This is a genomic window from Psychrobacter sp. 1U1 (assembly GCF_051847535.1).
GTDB classification, from domain to species: Bacteria; Pseudomonadota; Gammaproteobacteria; order Pseudomonadales; family Moraxellaceae; genus Psychrobacter; species Psychrobacter saeujeotis.
On the sequence record NZ_JBPYDD010000001.1, the window covers coordinates 20,741 to 40,346 of the forward strand.

Annotated in this window: 18 protein-coding genes; 13 read left to right on the forward strand and 5 right to left on the reverse strand. The window is 40.4% G+C overall.

Annotated elements, in window-relative coordinates:
- Positions 1-130: 130 nt before the first annotated feature.
- Entirely contained in the window at positions 131-1,717 is a 1,587-nt protein-coding gene (locus tag ACS8FB_RS00095) for an isocitrate lyase (protein WP_299217030.1), read from the reverse strand.
- A gap of 681 nt (positions 1,718-2,398) precedes the next feature.
- Between ACS8FB_RS00095 and ACS8FB_RS00100 the strand changes: the two genes are divergently transcribed.
- Both ACS8FB_RS00100 and ACS8FB_RS00105 read left to right on the forward strand, forming a co-directional pair.
- On the forward strand, positions 2,399-3,388 hold the full coding sequence (locus tag ACS8FB_RS00100; RefSeq protein WP_439260430.1) for a LysR family transcriptional regulator: 990 nt from the start codon (positions 2,399-2,401) through the stop codon (positions 3,386-3,388).
- A gap of 379 nt (positions 3,389-3,767) precedes the next feature.
- Positions 3,768-5,147, forward strand: a complete 1,380-nt coding sequence (locus ACS8FB_RS00105; RefSeq protein ID WP_439260431.1) for an NAD-dependent succinate-semialdehyde dehydrogenase — start codon at positions 3,768-3,770, stop codon at positions 5,145-5,147.
- A 152-nt stretch (positions 5,148-5,299) separates the two neighbouring features.
- On the opposite strand, the gene purN is transcribed toward ACS8FB_RS00105, so the two are convergent.
- Complete coding sequence (gene purN / locus ACS8FB_RS00110) at positions 5,300-6,007, reverse strand: phosphoribosylglycinamide formyltransferase (RefSeq protein WP_439260432.1); 708 nt, start codon at positions 6,005-6,007, stop codon at positions 5,300-5,302.
- Positions 6,007-7,056 carry a phosphoribosylformylglycinamidine cyclo-ligase gene (gene purM / locus ACS8FB_RS00115; protein WP_439260433.1) on the reverse strand — a complete coding sequence of 350 codons (1,050 nt, stop codon included), beginning with the start codon at positions 7,054-7,056 and terminating at the stop codon, positions 6,007-6,009. Before purM ends, purN begins: the two co-directional genes overlap by 1 nt.
- 360 nt (positions 7,057-7,416) lie before the next feature.
- Here purM and ACS8FB_RS00120 point away from each other — a divergent pair, with 360 nt between their 5' ends.
- The 3 genes from ACS8FB_RS00120 (at position 7,417) to ACS8FB_RS00130 (ending at position 10,455) form a co-directional block, all read left to right on the forward strand.
- Entirely contained in the window at positions 7,417-8,523 is a 1,107-nt protein-coding gene (locus tag ACS8FB_RS00120; RefSeq protein ID WP_439260434.1) for an AI-2E family transporter, read from the forward strand.
- Positions 8,524-8,844: 321 nt separating this feature from the next.
- On the forward strand, positions 8,845-9,648 hold the full coding sequence (hda, locus tag ACS8FB_RS00125; protein ID WP_299217015.1) for a DnaA regulatory inactivator Hda: 804 nt from the start codon (positions 8,845-8,847) through the stop codon (positions 9,646-9,648).
- A 99-nt stretch (positions 9,649-9,747) separates the two neighbouring features.
- Positions 9,748-10,455 carry a DUF2057 family protein gene (locus ACS8FB_RS00130; protein WP_439260435.1) on the forward strand — a complete coding sequence of 236 codons (708 nt, stop codon included), beginning with the start codon at positions 9,748-9,750 and terminating at the stop codon, positions 10,453-10,455.
- Between the two features lie 106 nt (positions 10,456-10,561).
- Here ACS8FB_RS00130 and ACS8FB_RS00135 read toward each other — a convergent pair whose 3' ends face one another.
- Together ACS8FB_RS00135 and ACS8FB_RS00140 are read right to left on the reverse strand one after the other, a co-directional pair.
- Positions 10,562-11,047 carry a Dps family protein gene (locus tag ACS8FB_RS00135; protein WP_439260436.1) on the reverse strand — a complete coding sequence of 162 codons (486 nt, stop codon included), beginning with the start codon at positions 11,045-11,047 and terminating at the stop codon, positions 10,562-10,564.
- Between the two features lie 213 nt (positions 11,048-11,260).
- Positions 11,261-11,923, reverse strand: a complete 663-nt coding sequence (locus ACS8FB_RS00140) for a YcxB family protein (protein ID WP_439260437.1) — start codon at positions 11,921-11,923, stop codon at positions 11,261-11,263.
- A 528-nt stretch (positions 11,924-12,451) separates the two neighbouring features.
- Here ACS8FB_RS00140 and serS point away from each other — a divergent pair.
- The 8 genes from serS to ACS8FB_RS00180 all read left to right on the forward strand — a co-directional run bounded on the left by serS (position 12,452) and on the right by ACS8FB_RS00180 (position 19,529).
- The gene (serS, locus tag ACS8FB_RS00145) at positions 12,452-13,738 is read left to right on the forward strand and encodes a serine--tRNA ligase (RefSeq protein ID WP_439260438.1); all 1,287 of its coding nucleotides are present in this window, start codon (positions 12,452-12,454) and stop codon (positions 13,736-13,738) included.
- A 278-nt stretch (positions 13,739-14,016) separates the two neighbouring features.
- Positions 14,017-16,014, forward strand: a complete 1,998-nt coding sequence (gene tkt / locus ACS8FB_RS00150; protein WP_439260439.1) for a transketolase — start codon at positions 14,017-14,019, stop codon at positions 16,012-16,014.
- A 208-nt stretch (positions 16,015-16,222) separates the two neighbouring features.
- On the forward strand, positions 16,223-16,759 hold the full coding sequence (locus ACS8FB_RS00155) for a PAAR domain-containing protein (protein ID WP_439260440.1): 537 nt from the start codon (positions 16,223-16,225) through the stop codon (positions 16,757-16,759).
- Between the two features lies 1 nt (position 16,760).
- Positions 16,761-17,396 (forward strand): hypothetical protein, encoded by a 636-nt coding sequence (locus ACS8FB_RS00160; RefSeq protein WP_439260441.1) that lies wholly within the window; start codon positions 16,761-16,763, stop codon positions 17,394-17,396.
- A gap of 201 nt (positions 17,397-17,597) precedes the next feature.
- The gene (locus ACS8FB_RS00165) at positions 17,598-18,083 is read left to right on the forward strand and encodes a hypothetical protein (protein ID WP_439260442.1); all 486 of its coding nucleotides are present in this window, start codon (positions 17,598-17,600) and stop codon (positions 18,081-18,083) included.
- 235 nt (positions 18,084-18,318) lie between these two features.
- The gene (locus tag ACS8FB_RS00170; RefSeq protein ID WP_439260443.1) at positions 18,319-18,675 is read left to right on the forward strand and encodes an IS630 transposase-related protein; all 357 of its coding nucleotides are present in this window, start codon (positions 18,319-18,321) and stop codon (positions 18,673-18,675) included.
- The gene (locus ACS8FB_RS00175) at positions 18,644-19,168 is read left to right on the forward strand and encodes an IS630 family transposase (RefSeq protein WP_439260820.1); all 525 of its coding nucleotides are present in this window, start codon (positions 18,644-18,646) and stop codon (positions 19,166-19,168) included. Before ACS8FB_RS00170 ends, ACS8FB_RS00175 begins: the two co-directional genes overlap by 32 nt.
- Positions 19,169-19,205: 37 nt before the next feature.
- Positions 19,206-19,529 carry a hypothetical protein gene (locus ACS8FB_RS00180; protein ID WP_439260444.1) on the forward strand — a complete coding sequence of 108 codons (324 nt, stop codon included), beginning with the start codon at positions 19,206-19,208 and terminating at the stop codon, positions 19,527-19,529.
- Positions 19,530-19,606 lie beyond the last annotated feature (77 nt).

The following is a 19,606-nucleotide window of genomic DNA, read 5'->3' on the forward strand; positions in this document are numbered from 1 at the left end:
CGCTGAATAACAAGTAAAACTTTATTTTTGCTTGGCTTAACAGAGCGCACAAAAAAAGCCGCCCTACATAATGCAGAGCGGCTTTTTTTATAACTGGTATTTATAAAATACCATTATAGGTAGTGGGTTACTAGAACTGGTTCATGGTGTTTTTACCGCCACCAGCTTTAAGCGCGTTGTCACCAGAGAAGATCTCTTTGTGGTCATCACCAAGGTCAGAACCTGCCATTGCCTGGTGCTTAACACAAGAGATGCCTTCACGGATTTCTTTACGCTGGACGCCAGCAGCATAGGCAAGCATACCTTCTTCACCAAAGTAGCCTTTAGCAAGCTCATGTACACTTAATGCTGTAGTGTGATAAGTTGGTAGGGTGATTAAGTGATGGAATACACCTGCTTCACGTGAGGCATCTTTTTGGAAGTTTTTAGCCGCTTCATCAGCTGCTGTATCAAGCTCAGTACCGTCGTAATCAGCGCTCATCAAGTCATCTTTATTGTACTTAGAGATGTCTTTACCTTCATCTTCCCACTGAGCGATGATTTGCTTACGGAAGTTTAGCGTCCAGTTGAACGATGGGCTATTGTTATAAACAAGCTTCGCTTTTGGTTGCTGCTCTTTAATGCGATCAACCATCATTTTGATGTGTTCAACGTTTGGCGTTGGGGTTTCAATCCATAATAAATCAGCACCATTCTCTAGCGCCGTCACACAGTCAAGTACCACGCGATCGATATTGGTGTCTTCACGGAAGCTATATAGGCCGTTTGGCATACGTACTGGACGTACTAATTTGCCGTCATGCTTAAGTAAGCTGTCGTTTTCGTTGGCTTCTTCAATGCTCACTTCTTCCATTTCTAGGAAGTCGATATATTTAGAAGCAAGATCGCCTGGCTCGTTTGATACTGGGATTTTTTGCGTGAGAGACGCACCTTCAGAGTCAGTACGGGCAACGATAACACCATCTTCTACACCAAGCTCTAAGAATGCATAGCGAATAGCATTTAACTTTGCGATATAGTCTTCATGAGGGACAGTTACTTTACCAGCTTGGTGACCACACTGTTTTGCATCAGATACTTGGTTTTCGATTTGTAGCGCACAAGCACCCGCTTCGATTAGCTGTTTGGCCAATAAGTAAGTCGCTTCTTCGTTACCAAAACCTGCATCGATATCAGCAATAATTGGCACAACATGTGAATCAAAGTTTTCGATTTTTTCTAAGATAGCTTTAGTGTCTTGACCCGCTTCTTCAGCTGCATTTAACTCACGGAAGTAGTCGTTCAATACTTTAGCATCAGCTTGACGTAAGAAGGTATAGATTTCTTCGATTAGCTTACCAACTGAGGTTTTTTCATGCATAGATTGGTCAGGTAGAGGACCAAACTCAGAACGAAGAGCAGCAACCATCCAACCAGATAGGTAAATATAGGTTTTAGAAGTCGTGCCAAAGTATTTTTTCTTAGCGTACATGGTTTGTTGAGCAATAAAACCATGCCAAGCACCTAAAGACTGGGTGTACTGAGAGGTATCATTATCATATTCTTCCATGTCTTGACGCATGATTTTTGCAGTATATTTAGCGATATCTAAACCTGTTTTAAAACGGTTTTGTAACATCATACGCGCCGCATCGGTTTCACTGATATTTTGCCAGTTACCGTGTTTTTGTTTTAGTTCACGTACTACATCGATCGCTGATTTATAAGCAGTTGACATCTATAATCTCCTTGGTGGGGTGTAAAACAGTAAGTTAGAAGTATTGGAATAATTTTGGTATGTATAGAAAAATGCTGGCAGAAGTAAAAATTAAAATATAAACCTTTTGCGTTAGCAAGCTCTACTAAACTATAAGAAAATTATCATAAAAGCAAATAAAACCTGTCGATTTGGTCAGCTTTTATTGTTTATTTTTTATTTCAGGCTAAATGGGTTCTTTTATAAGGCTTATTCGATGGACAAAGTGCTTGTTATCTTGAAAGATACAGATACCTAATCCAAGCTTAAGAACAAACAATAGCAAAAAATAAGTAGGGGTAATAAATGTTATGTCCGTATTTCCGCATGAAAATGCGATAAAATACACGTTGTAACTAATCTATTAAGTTCACAGTGATAGCCTGATAAATAACAAAAACTAATTAAGCACTTGCTAAACACTATAGCTAGGTTATCTTGATTTATCTAGTTTATGATTATTATCTTGGGTATTTTTTATGATGATAGTATTTATAAAACAACGATTTATGATAGATGAATTAAGTTATAATGCGTATATAATAAGAAAGCCACTCCAAAATTATCCTTATTTCATTTTAATATAGATAGCTTGTACTCAATAACAGGACAAAAAGTGCCGCGTTTATAGTGGTATTTATTCTAAGGTAAAGAGACACATATATGAATTTGCAGCGGGTAGACTTGAATTTACTGGTACATTTAGACGTGTTGCTACGAGAAAAAAACGTTACTCGTGCAGCTGAGCAGCTTGGCATTACTCAACCTGCGATGAGTAATATACTGCGTCGTTTACGCAAACTGTTTAATGATCCATTGTTAGTACGTTCATCTGAAGGCATGACGCCGACTGAGAGAGCTTTAGAGTTACAACCGCGTATTCGCGAAATACTTGCTGATTTGACTCAAGTGCTAGAACCCCGTACAGAATTTCGTCCGTATAGCACATCACGTGTCTTTCGTATTATGACCTCAGATTATGCCGAAGCGACATTAGTACCAAAATTGGTCAAAGCCTTACGCTCTGAAGCACCCAATGTCATTTTGGACTTCTTAACGCCATCAGATGTGTCTTATCGTGATATGGAGCAGGGCCGAGTCGATTTGGCGATTAACCGCTTTAATGAGATACCACAAAGCTTTCATCAAGTATTGGTTTGGCGTGATACTTTTAGCTGTTTGCTAGCATCAGAAAGCCCTTATGCCAATCGTTTTAATCTCAAAAACTATCTAAAAGCGCAACATGTATGGGTGTCTAAAACTGGTATGGGCGTGGGGTTCGGTGTCAATCCAGAAAAATCTGGGGGACTTGGCTCTATTGACCAAGCATTGCAACGTTTGGGACAAAAAAGACAGATCAGCGTCTTTACTCGTCATTATCAGATGCCAGCGATGCTTGCAGCAAATAAAGATTTGATTGCCACATTGCCGACACGAGTTGCACGCATGCAGGCTAACAACGACAGCATCATGATGAAAGAGCCACCATTTTTTATTCCTGAGTTTGAGCTAACAATGGCGTGGTCACCGTTACTACAGCATCATCCAGCTCATCGCTGGTTACGGCAACTAATTATGCATGTCGCACGGCAAGTGGTTGCTGATGAAGAGAATCAGGAGCAAGAAATACCTACTATTAATCATCTGTTCTAAAAAAATGACGAATAAGCATCTCTTATTCATATATTTATTAGAAAAGAGACAGTATAGAACCAGCTACCGTGCTGGTTTTTTATTTGCTTAAACCTGGCATTGGTTAAGTATTTCTTAATAAGACAGTCACACTCTTAACATATTGAGCACATTTCTTTATATCTTGTAAAACTGTAAGCCAAATAGTTTTGTTATGATACTTCCAACTTAAAAAAGTTAAACGTTAAGCAAGAAGATATTTAAAATGAACGTCTAACGAATATTTTCAAAATAATAACTAATTAAGCCTAGATGATCAGGCTAAGAAATATATTTTTCATAATTAGTGTCATCTAAGCAATTTATCAATTAACTAAACAAATAGATAAGGTTAATAATCATGGCAGATATTACTACTGTAAACCCAGCAACAGGCGAAGACATTAAAGAATATAACTATATGAGTAATGAGGAGGTCAATAAGATTGTTGAAGCCTCACATCAGGCGTTTTTAGAATGGCGCAAAACTAGCCATGAAGAGCGTGCGAAGGTTATTAACTCTATTGGCGAGACCTTGATGAAGTACAAAGAGGAGCTGTCTCGACTTATGACTGAGGAGCGCGGTAAACTTTATAGTCAGAGTTTACAAGAAATTGATCTATGTAAAGCGATTTGTGATTACACCGCAGAGAAGGGTGTGGCCGCGCTTGCTGATGATGAACGTGACATTGAAGGTCTCAAAAAAGGTGTTGTCACTTATCAGCCCATTGGTGTTATCTATGGTATGCAGCCTTGGAATTTCCCAGCTTATCAAGTGTTCCGTTATACCATCGCCAATTTGATGGCAGGTAACAGCATTCTGCTTAAGCACGCAGCAAACGTGACTGGTTCTGGCTTATTAATTGAAAAAATATTCCATGAATCTGACTTACCGAACGACTTATTCCGTACTATTCTAATTGATCATGATCAGTCAGAAATTCTAATTGGCCATGATAAAGTACGCGGTGTGACGCTTACTGGTAGTGATGGTGCAGGTAGCATCGTCGGTCAGCAAGCAGCAAAAGCAATCAAGAAAGCAGTCCTAGAGTTGGGCTCAAACGATGCATTTATCGTTTTGGAAGATGCTGACTTAGAGCTTGCAGTACAAACTTGCACTCTCGCGCGTCTTATTAATAATGGTGAAACTTGTGTTGCTGCAAAACGCTTTATCGTTGTTGATAGTTTGTATGACGAGTTCCGTAAGCGCATCGTTGAAGAGTTTGAAAGCAAAAAAGCAGGCGATCCGATGGATGATAGCTCTGATCTTGGTCCGCTAGCGCGCAAAGATCTGCAAGAAAAACTGCATGAGCAAGTAGAAGAGAGTGTAAGCAAAGGTGCTACTGTATCTGTTGGTGGTAAATTACCAGAAGGTAAGGGCAGCTTCTATCCAGCGACTATTTTGGAAAATGTTGAAAAAGGCCAACCAGCTTATGACGACGAGCTATTTGGTCCAGTAGCATCGCTAATACGTGCTAAAGATCAAGATGATGCCTTACGTATTGCTAATGACAGCCGTTATGGTTTGGGCGGTGCAATTTTCTCTAAAGATGAAGACAAAGCTATTCGCTTAGCCAATGAAGAGTTTGATACAGGTATGGTATATATCAATGGCTATGGTCTTGCCAATCCAGCACTACCATTTGGCGGCGTAAAAAACTCAGGTCATGGCCGTGAACATGGTGGCTTTGGTATTAAAGAGTTTGTTAACATCAAAGGTGTACACGTCCATAAAGGTTAATAATGCATAAAAGTATTGAGAGCTAAAACCCTCTAAATACTCTTTAAAAGTGAACAGTAAAAAGCCCAGTTATTCAAAGTATGAATGACTGGGCTTTTTTATGATCGATAGTTTTAAATGGTTAATATCTTTTTTTGCTTCTTGCCATTGCTTTAACTGTTTAAATATAGCTTCAAAGGTAATGTCGGCATATAGGTAGGTTTCTGATTTGATAATTGCTCGTTGTTCAACGACAAGACACCTTTGGATATTAGCAAAATTGTCCAAGGTAACAATTGATGCTCAAGCGTTTGCACACGTGTTTGCAAACTATCAGCAGTATCTTTATGATTTATGTCTAGCACTGCTTGGGTCAAAACAGCACCAGCATCCAGCTCAGCTGTAACCACATGAATACTACAACCATGCTGACGCTCGCCTGCCTGTATGACGCGTTGATGCGTATCAAGCCCTTTATAGGCCGGCAATAAAGAAGGATGTAGATTAATCATTGGCGCTGACATATTGTCGATAAATTCGGCGCCTAGCACCCGCATAAAGCCCGCCAATACAATCAGATCAGGTTGCCATGTCGCTAACTGGGCGCTGGCATGAGTCTCAAAAGTCTTAATCCCCATGCGTTTACCGCTCGCAGCATGTGACAACACTGCTACTGGAATAGAAGCATCTTTTGCGCGTGTGATGGCATAAGCGTCATCGCGGTTGCTGATGACCCCGACTATCTCAACTGGTAGTGTACCTGCTTGTACCGCGTCTATTAACACTTGCAAATTGCTACCGCTACCGGATACTAAGACAGCCACTCGCAATGGCTTGTGATTCCCTTTTTTATGACTATCTTTTTTATGACTGTCTGGCATTAACGGTATACCACTGCGTCTGCTTCACGGCTAACCATTTCACCGATTTGCCAAGCGTTTTCACCTGCCTCGTTCAACGTTTTAATAGCGATATCTGCTTTGTCTTTTGGTACTACGATAACAAAACCAACCCCACAGTTAAAGGTGCGATACATCTCGCTTTGCTCGATATTACCTTGGGTTTGTAGCCACGTAAATAGCTCTGAGAACTGCCAGCTACTCGTATCAATACTAGCAGCCAAATTATCTGGTAATACGCGTGGTAGATTGTCTGTTAAGCCGCCACCAGTAATGTGCGACATTGCATGTAAAGCCGAGCTACCAAGCGTATCTTGCAAAGCTTTAATGGCTTTTACGTAGATACGAGTCGGTGCCATTAGGGCATCTTGAATAGGCTGGCCGTCTAGCTGCTCATCGCTGCTAGTGACATCAACGCCGCTTACCTCAATAACTTTGCGTACAAGAGAGTAGCCGTTTGAGTGCGCGCCACTTGAAGCAAGTGCGATCAATACATCGCCCTCGCTGACATTTTCACCAGTGATGACCTCGCTTTCTTCGACCACGCCAACACAAAAACCTGCTAAGTCATAATCATCATCTTGATACATGCCTGGCATCTCAGCTGTTTCACCACCGATAAGTGCGCAGTTGGCAAGCTTGCAACCATCACCGATGCCTGTAACCACAGTTGCCGCCACATCAACATCCAGCTTACCAGTCGCATAATAATCTAAAAAGAATAATGGCTCTGCACCGCATACTAATAAATCATTAACACACATGGCGACCAAATCAATGCCAATAGTGTCATGACGGTTTAGTTGTAACGCCAATTTAAGCTTGGTACCGACACCATCAGTACCAGAGACCAGTAACGGAGAAGTATAACCTGTCGGAATACGACATAACGCGCCGAAACCGCCCAGACCACCCACAACTTCAGGGCGAGTAGTGGCTTTTGCTACGGATTTGATTCGTTGAACCAACGCATCGCCTGCATCAATATCAACACCGGCATCTTTGTAGCTTAAAGAAGGCTTGTCACTCATAGTCATCTCACAATTGGGGATAGATAATTGGAATCAATAGTTGAAGTCGTTCATCAAAATGAATAATTGTAGTCAGTATTAGGGAATCTGAATGTAGTGCGCGCATTATACCCAAAAATGGGCCACACTCGCAAAGCAACTTACCAATATTTAGCCAAGATTCGCTATAAGTCACAAATAAAAAGCTAAGACACAAAAAATGACTGCTTTTTTACTGTACTTTGCGATAATAAGACGCCTAAGTCATTATAAAATTAACGTACTAATGATGGCTGCTATAGTAAATTATTCTATAAATGACATAACCAAACTTGGTAACGTTATTATTTTTAAATCAGATTAATTGTAGGATTGTCCTTAATGATAAACCAACCAATAGATCCATTTTTTCGGCGCTTATTTATTGTCGTTGCTATTGTTATAACCTTATTTCTGTTGTATTTAATGTTGCCAGTTATTATACCGTTTTTAATTGCTTTTATATTGGCATACTTACTAAATCCGTTGGTTAGACGTTTATCCAAATATGTCAGACGTTGGATAGCGATAATCGTTGTATATGCCATATTGACGTTGAGTATGATACTGCTACTTTGGTGGATTGTGCCAACGTTGTGGCACCAATTGCAGGCAGCTTGGGAGTATCTACCTAAGATTTTGAATTGGTATGATGAGGTTGTGCGCGAATGGTTTAGTGCTAATACTCGTTTTCGTCTACCAGAGTTAGAGGCGAAAGGGCTGTCTGAGACATTAATGGACTATATGCAAACACATTATAGATTTTCAGACGCCAGTACTTGGATGACTCAAATAATCGCCTCAAGTATGAGTTTTATTAATAGCGCTGGACTTATTGTGCTAGTGCCCATTTTGACTTTTTACTTTTTGTTTAATTGGGACAAACGTTTACTTAGCTGGAAAGTTGCCATCCCCACTGCTTATTGCAAAACAGTGATTGAGGTTGCTCAAGAGTGTGATCGTGCATTGATGGCTTTTATCAAAGGTCAGCTGTTGGTCATGGTATTATTGGGAATCATTTATGCTGTACAATTACAACTTATTGGGCTTGAGCTTGGTATAATCATCGGTATGGGAGCAGGTATCGCAAGCTTTGTTCCTTATCTAGGCTTTGGTCTTGGTTTTATTGCTGCCGTTATCGCTTGTCTCTTCCAATTTGGTTTAAATTGGACTTATCTGTCTTTAATAGTGGGTGCGTTTTTGGTAGGTCAGGCAGCAGAAGGTTATATTCTACAGCCGTTGTTGCTGGGTGATAAGATTGGCTTGTCACCACTTTGGGTGATATTTGCAGTATTGGCAGGCGCAAGTATATTAGGGTTCGTTGGTATGTTGATTGCCTTACCTGTATCCGCTGTACTAAACGTATTGTTTCATCATTTATATGATTATTACCGTTCTACGGATCTTTATAAAGGACGTAAACAGTTAAATTTATTCGAAAAAAAGTAAGTCATATAGTACCGGAGCTCATAGCCTACATTGATGGCAGTAGTCGGACAGCAGTCTGCATACAAATGGTTAATGTAGGTTAGGGAGTAAAAGAGTTGTCAGTCATTTTATAAATATGTTATATATAGGCGCAGTATTGACTAGAGTAATTGCTTATTCATTGTTCTTAAAAAAAGACATTCATTAACAAAATGTCGGTTAGAAAAGTCACAGTCAATAGCAGGAAATTCATGTTACACAGTATTCAAGTCAGTTAAAAGAAAGTCATTAATCAGGTGGTTTTTTCTTTTTTTTGTACGATGCAAAACGAGTTGATGATTCATGGCAGAAGCACAGCTAAGTCTTAATCTGGACATTAAACACGATGCAAGCCTCAGTGACTTTTCAGGTCCAGGTTGGATGTCGATTATTGATGCAGTGCGGCAACTACATGTCGGCCTGATAGGTCAGCTGTACTTATTTGGTAGCCCCGCTACTGGCAAATCTCATTTATTATCGGCTATTTGTGAGTCATTTATTGAGATGGACAAGACTGCAATTTGTCTATCGCTCAATGAATTGATCCATACAGATGTCCATGTACTGTCATCTCTAGAAAATTTTGATCTTATTGCTATTGATGATTTGGAAGTATTAGAACATAGTAGTCAATGGCAAGAAGCCTTATTTCATTTAATAAACCGTAGCCGAGAAGGGCAGCGGCAGTTGCTATTTGCTGCCAATCGACCAGCCAGTGAGCTGCCGTTTCAGCTGACTGACTTACTGACACGTTTAGCACAAGCGCCTACTTTTAAAGTACCTAATGGTCATGAGCTAGCTGATCGTCAAGCATTATTACAATCTATATTACGCAGGCGAGGTTGGCAGTTCGATGGGCGTATTATTGATCATCTGCTTACCGATGGTCCTCATCGTATCGGTGCAATGATGGAAGTACTCAATTATATTCAGCCGATGTTCTCTAATCTTGGACGTAGCAATATATCAAAAGCAGTCATAAGCGATGCTTTGCGTACTATTGATGAGCAAACGCTTGCCGCTGAGCTTGCAGACATTGCTCAAGAAGTCCATGACGATAGTGAAGCGGCAAATAATGATAATCATACAATACCCTTAGATTTTTAGATATCAAAGCTCACTAAGGTAAGCTCATTAAAGATAGATAGCTTGATGCTGTAACTGTTAATTTTCTCACTAAATTTTTTATCGTGGATAGGATGTCTTATGAAAATCTCTGCTTCTTTGCTCAAAAAAATGACCACCAGTATGCTATTCGTAAGCGTAGGTGCGGTATCTATGCTCTCACATGCAGAGGTTACTTTAAACGTTGATGATCATATCAAAGTAACGGCTATCAACGGACAGGAAGTCAAACAAAGTGCATTTCAGCCTTTAACGAAGACGTTTACTTTGCAGCCGGGTCAACATGCTATTACTGCTAAATACGACCGTTTATATAAATTATCTCATGATGAGCATGATTATTTGCGTTCAGGCAACATCAGCGTAACAGCAGGGTTGGCTGACAACCAAACATACCGTTTGGCTATGCCCAATCAACCAGAAGACTATAAAGCCGCCAAAGAATATGCTGAGCGTCCAACACTGGCGATACTAAGCAATGACACAGTGATTGCTAGTCAACAAAGTCTTGGTGGGAATAACGGTGGTTTACTCTCAGGCATCGGTAAGGCTCTAGGCGGCGTATTCGGTGGTGGCAATGATGCTGAACTACAAAATCAGCGTGCCATTGCTGCAATAGAACAGCCAAGCACATCACAAATTGTGACCACACAGCCTAGAGTAAACACTGGCGCGATAAGCTCTACAACTACAGCACAGACTACAAATACGCTTGATAGCTTTATGCAGATCTGGCTTAATGCAACCCCTGCTGAGCGCGAAAAAATGCGTCAATGGATCCAAAAATAAAGTCTTAGTATTAAAAAGCTTCACTATTATAAAAATAAGTAATAAAAAAGCACCTAATGATAGGTGCTTTTTTGTGTCTTGATTTCTATATGTTTTAATCAGACTATTAACCTAAGAATGCATTGTACATCCATATCAGTTTTTCTTGCTCTTGTACGTATGCATCTATCAAATCAGCAGTACCTTGATCCTCACCTTCTGCCGCTAGTGAAGACACTTTGCGTTGTTCTGCGATTAATGCTTGCAACCCTGAAACCACGCCTTTAACGCAGCTTGTGCCATCTTTAACGTTTTTATCTTCACTGATGCTAGTATGCTGCGTAAAATCGCTATAAGCATGGAGTGGCGTACCACCCAAGGTCAAGATACGCTCAGCAATCTCGTCAATCTGTAATTGTAGCGACGTATATAATTCTTCAAATTGAGGATGCAATGTAAAAAAGTGCTCGCCTTTTACGTTCCAATGATAACCGCGTACGTTTAAATAAAATACATGATACGTTGATAGTAGATTGTTTAACTGTGCAATGACTGCGCTCATGTCTGCTTTTTCTAGACCGATCTGATTAGTAGCGTTATTAGAATTACTCATAGTATCGTCCTTATAGTGTGAGTGTGGTTATACGATAATAAATAAAGAAGAGCAGGTGTTCTACTAAATTTGGTTATAGATAAAATACTTCGTCGTTCATCTATATCCATCAATATATACTCTATCTCTTCCTTTGATGCTTATAATAATAGCAAACTATGATGCATTAGTTAATTTTAATAAATATAACTATATGATTTATTCTATAAAACCTTACTGTGAAGGTGGTTGTAAGCTTTCAGGGTTTAAGCCGCGTATCGGCACGACTTCTTGTAAGTGCTGGCGGACAGTATCGATAGGGAATTTCTGTGCTTGTAAACGTTTGGGTACAATTTGACTGCCTTGTTGCCCTTTCATTTCAAACATCATAAAGATATAGTCATCAGTCTCATCCCAGCTTTTTATTGCAGTCCATGGGATGACAGCTTGTTGGGTAGCGCCAGCTCGCATCTGCATACCGCGCATCTTATTGCTATTCATCAAGTCTGGCTGATTGCTCGGCATTGCCATGACTAAGCCGTGTTTTTGCACACCAAGCTTCATTTGACGCATCTCATCTGGCATCTCTTGTTCAGCGACTTGTTTATCAAACTGTTTTTTGACATACCATTTAAAGCCTAAAGTACGAACCAATAGGTAAATGACGACCGAGACCAGCATGACCCAAAATATAATAGTGGAATAGCCTGTCACGAATATTAGCCCTGCAACCGCTAGTATTACGACCACTGCCATAATAATCCATTCTTTCATTTTGATGCTTTTTAGACCGAAAGAGGGGCTGGCACTGGCAAATAGCTCATACTGTGCTTGATGAAATTCAGCTTCAGTCAGGTTTAGGGGGACAGGTTGTAGCGTGTAGGGGTACAGGGCCATAAAGGTTTCTCAAATACTTATATTAAAAGTGTTGGGTTTAAATTGCCAAAACGAAGCAGCTACGCATATTTGGCTGAAAGTGGAATAAAGGTATGCGCTTATCTTACCGAAAAGTACTCTTAAATGGAACATATAAGGATATCTGTTCACTGATAGATGCCATATTAATGATATTAATGCACGTATTTATAGCTCAGTTAATTAAATAGTAAGCTCTACGTGTCAAAAGGGTAGTATAAAACCACTGCATTCCAGCGTGCTGCAATTGGAATAATGCAAATAATGTGTTGCAGGTAATGTACTGTAAATTATAATTAATCATCTCGCTAAAAAAATGGTCGAAACTCAGTTTAAACAGGGTCGAAACATGGTCAAAACTGCTAGGTCTTGGTATTATAGCGACTACTATTTATTCTCATAACTAAATCAGCTGTCATCAAATTTGATTCTCACTCTCAGCTGTTCGATTATTATATTAATAATATTATTTAAACCTTTTATTCACACTCAGCGTTATAGGCAACTATTATGATTGATCCGAAACTCTTACGCGGCGATTTGAGCGATTTACAACAGCAGCTGGCCACTCGTGGCTACGAGCTTGATATGGAGTTCTGGCAAACCATCGAAAATGAGCGTAAATCGCTACAAGTCAAAACCGAAGAGTTGCAATCGCGCCGTAACGCGGGTGCTAAGCAAGTAGGCGCGCTAAAGAAATCAGGCGAAGATGCCAGCGAGCTATTGGCTGAGATGCAAAGTGTCAGTGGTGAGATTAAGGCAGCAGAAGACGAGCTGCGCACTCTACAAGAACGTATCAATCAAGCTGCCCTGCAAATCCCAAATACCCCAGCAGCAGATGTGCCAGTGGGGACGTCAGAAGATGATAACGTCGAAGTACGCAAGTGGGGCACGCCACGCGAGTTTGATTTTGAGATTCAAGACCATACTCACATTGGTGAGACGCTCAGTATGCTTGATTTTGAAGCCGCAGCGAAGCTTACTGGTAGCCGCTTTAATGTATTAAAAGGTCAGTTGGCACAGCTTCACCGTGCCTTGATTCAATTTATGCTCAATACGCATACCATTAAGTACGGCTATACAGAAACGTATGTGCCTTATATTGTCAACTCTGAGAGCCTGACTGGCACCGGTCAGTTGCCAAAGTTTGAAGATGATTTGTTTAAATTGACCAATCATACCAATAATGATGAGATGGATTTTTATCTCATTCCAACGGCGGAAGTACCGATGACCAACTTGGTACGCGGCGAGCGTTTAGATATCAAAGAGCTACCGCTTAAGTTCACCGCGCATACGCCTTGTTTTCGTAGTGAAGCCGGCTCACACGGCCGCGATACTCGTGGTCTTATCCGTCAACATCAGTTTGAGAAAGTTGAGATGGTCAATATTGCCTCAGCTGAGCAATCTGATGAGCTATTAGAGGCGATGACGGGACAAGCTGAGTATGTTTTGCAGCAGCTTAACTTACCATATCGCACGGTCAAATTGTGTACTGGCGATATGGGCTTTGCCGCGCAAAAGACTTATGACATCGAAGTATGGTTACCAAGTCAAGAGACCTATCGTGAAATCTCAAGTTGCTCTAACTGCGGTGATTTCCAAGCACGCCGTATGGGCACGCGGGTCAAAGACGGCAAGCAGACCAGTCTTGCGCATACGTTAAATGGCTCAGGTTTGGCAGTCGGCCGTACCTTACTTGCGGTGATGGAAAATCATCAAAATGCGGATGGTAGTATCACTATTCCAGAAGTATTGCGTCCGTTTATGGGCGGTGCTGAGACTATATCAGCTTAATAAATGTTTTACTGTAGTAATGGCAAGTTAGCATGATAACTTGTCATTTATTACTTTTAGCCGATTGTTAAAGGTTGTTTGACAAAACCAATATAAGCCATAAGTTAAATACGAACGTTTTTATGATGCCGTCTTTGGCTTGGCTCATGGCAAATATGTTAATATTGCACCTTAATTAAATACCTTATTAGCAAGAGCGTTTATCGCGCTTTTATTTCATTGTTCAATCGATTTTCCTCTTATCCTCCATACTTCTCATTCGAATATTAGGACACTCTATGCCCACCCCAATTAACGAACGTAAATTAGCCAATGCCATCCGTGTACTCTCATTTGATGCGGTTCAAAAAGCCAACTCTGGACACCCAGGCGCGCCGATGGGTATGGCTGATATTGCTGAAGTTCTGTGGCGCAAATTTTTAAAGCACAATCCTGCTGACCCGCAATGGCACAACCGCGATCGCTTTGTGTTATCGAACGGCCATGGCTCGATGCTTATTTACTCGTTACTACATTTATCAGGTTATGATGTTAGCGTTGACGACTTAAAAGGCTTTCGTCAGCTACATTCAAAAACCCCCGGCCATCCTGAGCTTGGCTATACACCAGGTGTAGAAACCACGACTGGTCCACTCGGTCAAGGTATTGCCAATGCGGTTGGTTTTGCTATCGCTGAAAAGACCTTAGCGGCACAGTTTAATCGTGACGGTCATAACATCGTCGACCACCATACCTATGCGTTCTTAGGTGATGGCTGCTTGATGGAAGGTATCAGTCATGAAGTTTGCTCATTAGCGGGTACGTTAGGGCTTGGCAAATTGGTATTTTTCTATGATGACAACGGTATCTCTATCGATGGTGATGTCGAAGGCTGGTTCACTGATGATACTGAGGCCCGTTTTGAGTCGTACGGCTGGCAAGTCATCAAAGTTGATGGCCATGATACTGATGCGATCACGCAAGCAACTGAACGAGCGATTGCAGAGAAAACTCGTCCAAGTTTAATCATTTGTAAAACGACTATCGGTGCTGGTAGCCCGAACAAACAAGGTCTAGCCGCTAGCCATGGTGCGCCACTTGGTGATGATGAAATTGCCTTGACTCGTGATGCGTTATCTTGGAAGCATGCACCGTTTGAATTAGATGATGAAATCTATGAAGCATGGGATGCCAAAGCCAAAGGCGATGTCCAACAAAAGAACTGGGATGCGGACTTTGAAGCGTATAAAAAGGCCTATCCAGAACTGGCAAGTGAGCTATTGCGCCGTTTAAATGGTGAATTGCCAGCGGATTTTGATAAGCAAGCGCAGGATTATATCCAACAAACTCAAGAGCAGGGCGGTGATGTTGCCAGCCGTAAAGCCAGTCAAAACGCGATTAATACCTTGCAGCCATTATTACCAGAATTGTTGGGCGGTTCAGCGGATCTAGCAGGCTCAAACCTCACACTATTTAAAGGCGCGAAAGGCATCGAAACCGATGCTGATGGCAACTATATCTACTATGGCGTGCGCGAGTTCGGTATGACCGCGATTGCCAATGGTATCGCGCTACATGGCGGCTTTATCCCTTACGTTGCAACCTTCCTCATGTTCATGGAATACGCACGTAATGCCGTCCGTATGGGCGCATTGATGAAGCAACGTATCATCCACGTCTACACGCATGACTCTATCGGTCTGGGTGAAGATGGCCCAACGCATCAGCCAGTTGAGCAATTGACTAGCCTACGTACTACGCCAAACCTACGTACATGGCGTCCGTGTGATGCGACTGAATCTGCTACGGCTTGGGTAGAAGCGATTAAGTCAGAAAATAATCCGTCAGCGCTCATCTTTAGCCGTCAGAGCCTGCCGCATCAAGCACGTGATGCTGAGCAAGTTGCCGATATCACTAAAGGTGGTTACGTACTAGCGAAAGAACAGGGCGAGTTAAAAGCAATCATTATCGCGACCGGTTCAGAAGTTGGCTTAGCTATGGAAGCGTATGCAACGTTGAGCGCAAATGGCGTTGGCGTCCGTGTGGTCTCTATGCCGTGTGCAGAAATCTTTATGGAGCAAGATGCTAGCTACCGTGACGCTGTATTACCTGCCAATATCCGTGCTCGCGTCGCTGTCGAAGCGGCCCATGTCGACTACTGGTATAAGTTCGTCGGCCTAGATGGCAAAGTCATTGGCATGACCACTTATGGTGAGTCAGCACCAGCTAGCGATCTATATAAAGAGTTTGGTATTACAACTGACGCTGTGGTTGATGCGGTAAATAGTTTGGTTTAGATTAAACTTAGTTCGTAGGCTGTGGCTTTAGCCCAGCTACTACATAGAGAAGAGCCGCTGGATAATTCTGGTGGCTCTTTTTTTGGTTGGTTTTTGGCTTTTAATTGATATTTGTTTGTTATTCTGCTTAACTAAACGGAAATCTGCTTAGTAAGCAGTATGCTTCTTTGCAAACTAAGTTTTTAGAATAATACTTTAGGATAATATTATGGCAGCCTATATCACCGTTGGCGCTACAACTACTCACGGCGGTACAGTTATTACGGGTTCACCGCATACCACGCACAATGGCGTGCAAGTCTCACGTAAAGGCGATAAAGTCATCTGCAAAAAATGTAAAAAGCTTACTACTATTCTTACTGGCGATCCTACTTTTATCGTCGATGGTGCGCCTATTGCACGCGGTGGTGATGTGACGAGCTGCGGTGCGAAATTGATTGCTATTCAGCAGTCGTTCTGTGAGTCGGACTTTAAGGTGCAGGGGGTTGAGCAGCCTGAGCCTTTACAGTTTCCAAAGTCTGATCCGAGCAGTATGTTTAACGATATAGATGAAGATATGTATGATGATAGATTTCAATTGCTGGATCAACATAGCCAACTTCCGTTAGCCTATATCAATTACCGTTTAGATTATAACGGTAAATCCGTTGAGGGCAAAACTGATGCTGAGGGATTTACTGAAATAATTGAGGCAAATTACTCAGCGGAAGTAAATATTTATTTATTGCTAGATGAGGATGAATAATATGACAAGACGAGAGATTAGCTGCGGCAGTTATCATTTAACTAGGGCTGATAATAACGGTAACAAATGTATTGAAGTTAATGTTGGGAGAAAGTTAACCTCTGGCGAGATAACGCTTCTTAGAAGTATGTTTGGTAACGCGATAAATTATAATACTGTTCGTATTTATGACAAAAAGTTTATCACTGATCAAGGTGACACTATGGCTATTGCCCCTAATGGCAATATATATTTTGCGCCAAAAGTACACAAAAAAGACTTTTCTCTAGCTTCAGACGCCAGCAAGCATTTCTTTATACATGAAATGACCCATGTATGGCAGTATCAGAATGGTCAAACTGTTGCCTTACGTGCTATTGGCGAGCAACTGTTTTTTGAATTCCCAAGTCGAGCAATACATCATATCGGGAACAAATTTTCTATAGAAATAGATGGGTTTAAAGGTGCTTATGGCTATGAGCTTGATGTAAGAAAAGATTTACTTGATTATGGGATAGAACAACAAGCTTCCATTGTTGCGGATTATTGGGCACTTAAAAATGGGCTTATTGATAAAGTTAATCAAAGAGCTATTAATCGTAGTGAAGCATATTTAACTCACTATTCAATAGTAGTAGATACAGTAATTAAAAAATAGGTGGTGTTACAAAAAGTATGCTAGCAATGAAAGTCAATAAAGAATCCATGCTTCATTCTCTGATTTTACAAGACTTTCAAAGCATTGAAAATTGTTTAAATTTTAATCAGCATACTTTTTGATACACCACCAAAAAATAATTATAATTTATTTCAGCTAGAAAATTTTTGCAATATATTTTTCAAGAAGGTAATAAAAAACATGACTAAAGTTGCAAACAATCTTTTATCTTACTTTTTAAGCTTAAGCATTTTGTTGATATCGCTTAGTATTTCTGGCTGCATTTTAAATAACCCTGCGCATAGTCCTTCCATTACTGGGGATATTGAAATATCAAAAGACAGCAAAGGTGACTTATGTTTTATACCCATATTTAGCTCTGCCACTTTTATGGAAGAGTTTGTAGACATAGAAAATATAAATATGGAGTATCTTACTATCTCCGATCCTAATTCAAAAGGAGGAGACCGAATCAAAATAAACATTGAGCCTACAAGTAACAAGTATTTTATTTTGAAAAATGGACAAAAAATATGTCTAAATTCTAATAATCCTCAGTTAGAAAAGACTGTTTATACACCGCTAGACAAGCAAGCATTGTCAGTCTCAATTGCTGGTCTAGATGACAAAAAGGAACACTCAATAATTTTCTATAAAGAGTTTGATTATCCCTATACACCTGAGTGATAAAAGTTTTAAATGCGACTACTTAAATCAAAAAGCGAAAACGTGTATCTAATTCAAACTACTATACCTTTCGTATTCCAGTTTTTAAGTTTCAGTTTCTTACTATTGACAATTATTATGTCTGGTTGTAATCATCCTACACATAGACCTCCTATTGAAGGAAGTATTGATATAGCCAAACCCATTTAAAAGTGTTATAAACTAATTATTAAACCCAATTGTTATCATAAAGACCATGACTTACTCACTAGATTTTCGCAAACAAGTACTAAAAAGCTTAGACGAGGGTATGACCATTGCCGGGGCGGCTGAGTTCTATAATCTCAGCCCAACCACCATACAAAACTGGAAGAGACGTGTTCATAGCAAAACAATCAGGCAAACCAAACCCTATAAAATACCAGATGACGTGCTACTTAATGATGTCAAAGAACGTCCTGATGATTACCAGTATGAGCGAGCACATCGTTTAAATTGTAGTAAAACAGGCATTTATCATGCCCTAAAGCGCCTAGGCATCAGTCAAAAAAAAGACCTTAGAGCATCCAAAAGCTTGCCCAATAAAAAGAGCGGCGTATCAGGGAAAGCTTGATAGCTTTACGCAGCAAGGCTATCCCATTGTCTATATGGATGAAAGCGGCTTTGAGCACGAGACCATCCGCTCTCATGGCTATGCGCCGATCGGTAAGCCTTGTATCGATAGCTACAACTGGCAAGGTAAAAAGCGAACCAACGTTATTGGTGCTCTGTATGAAAAGATGCTGTTTGCGCTTGATTACTTTGAGACAAACATCAACAGCATCGTCTTCTATCACTGGTGCAAACACAAGCTAATCCCAAGTCTTAAAACTAAATGCGTGATTGTGATGGATAACGCCAGATTTCATAAGAGCAAACGCATTCAAAAGCTACTAAACAGGCACGGGCATCGTATTCTTTGGTTGCCGCCGTACAGCCCATACCTAAACCCTATCGAAAAGAAATGGGCTCAAGTGAAGTTTCTACGCCAAGGTTGGATGCAAAATGACTTATCCAAATTGTTTTATGATATTTGTCCAAGGCATAACATTTTTATTTTGAACTGACTATATATCGAAAAATAGCCAAGGTGACTTATGTTTTATGCCAGTGTTTAGCTCTGCCACTGTTATGGAAAATCCTATAAGTTTTAATTATATTAAAATGGAAGAGCTTGTTATATTAGATCCTAATACAGAAGTAAGCAGTCATGTCAAAATACAAATTAAACCTGTAAATAAAGATTATTTTTCTTTGAAAAATGGTCAAAAGGTATGTTTGAACTCTAATGACATTGATTTAGAACAAACCATTTACTCTAAGTTAAATAGGCAGTTATTAGTAGTTTCAATCGGAGGTCTGGATGATAAGGAAGAACACTTTATAAGTTTTCAAAAAGAGTTTGATTACCCTTATGCACCTGAGTGACAAGAGCTTTTTAATGTGACTACTTAAACCAAAAGGCGAAAACGAGTATCTAAGTCAAACTACTAAACCTTTTATTC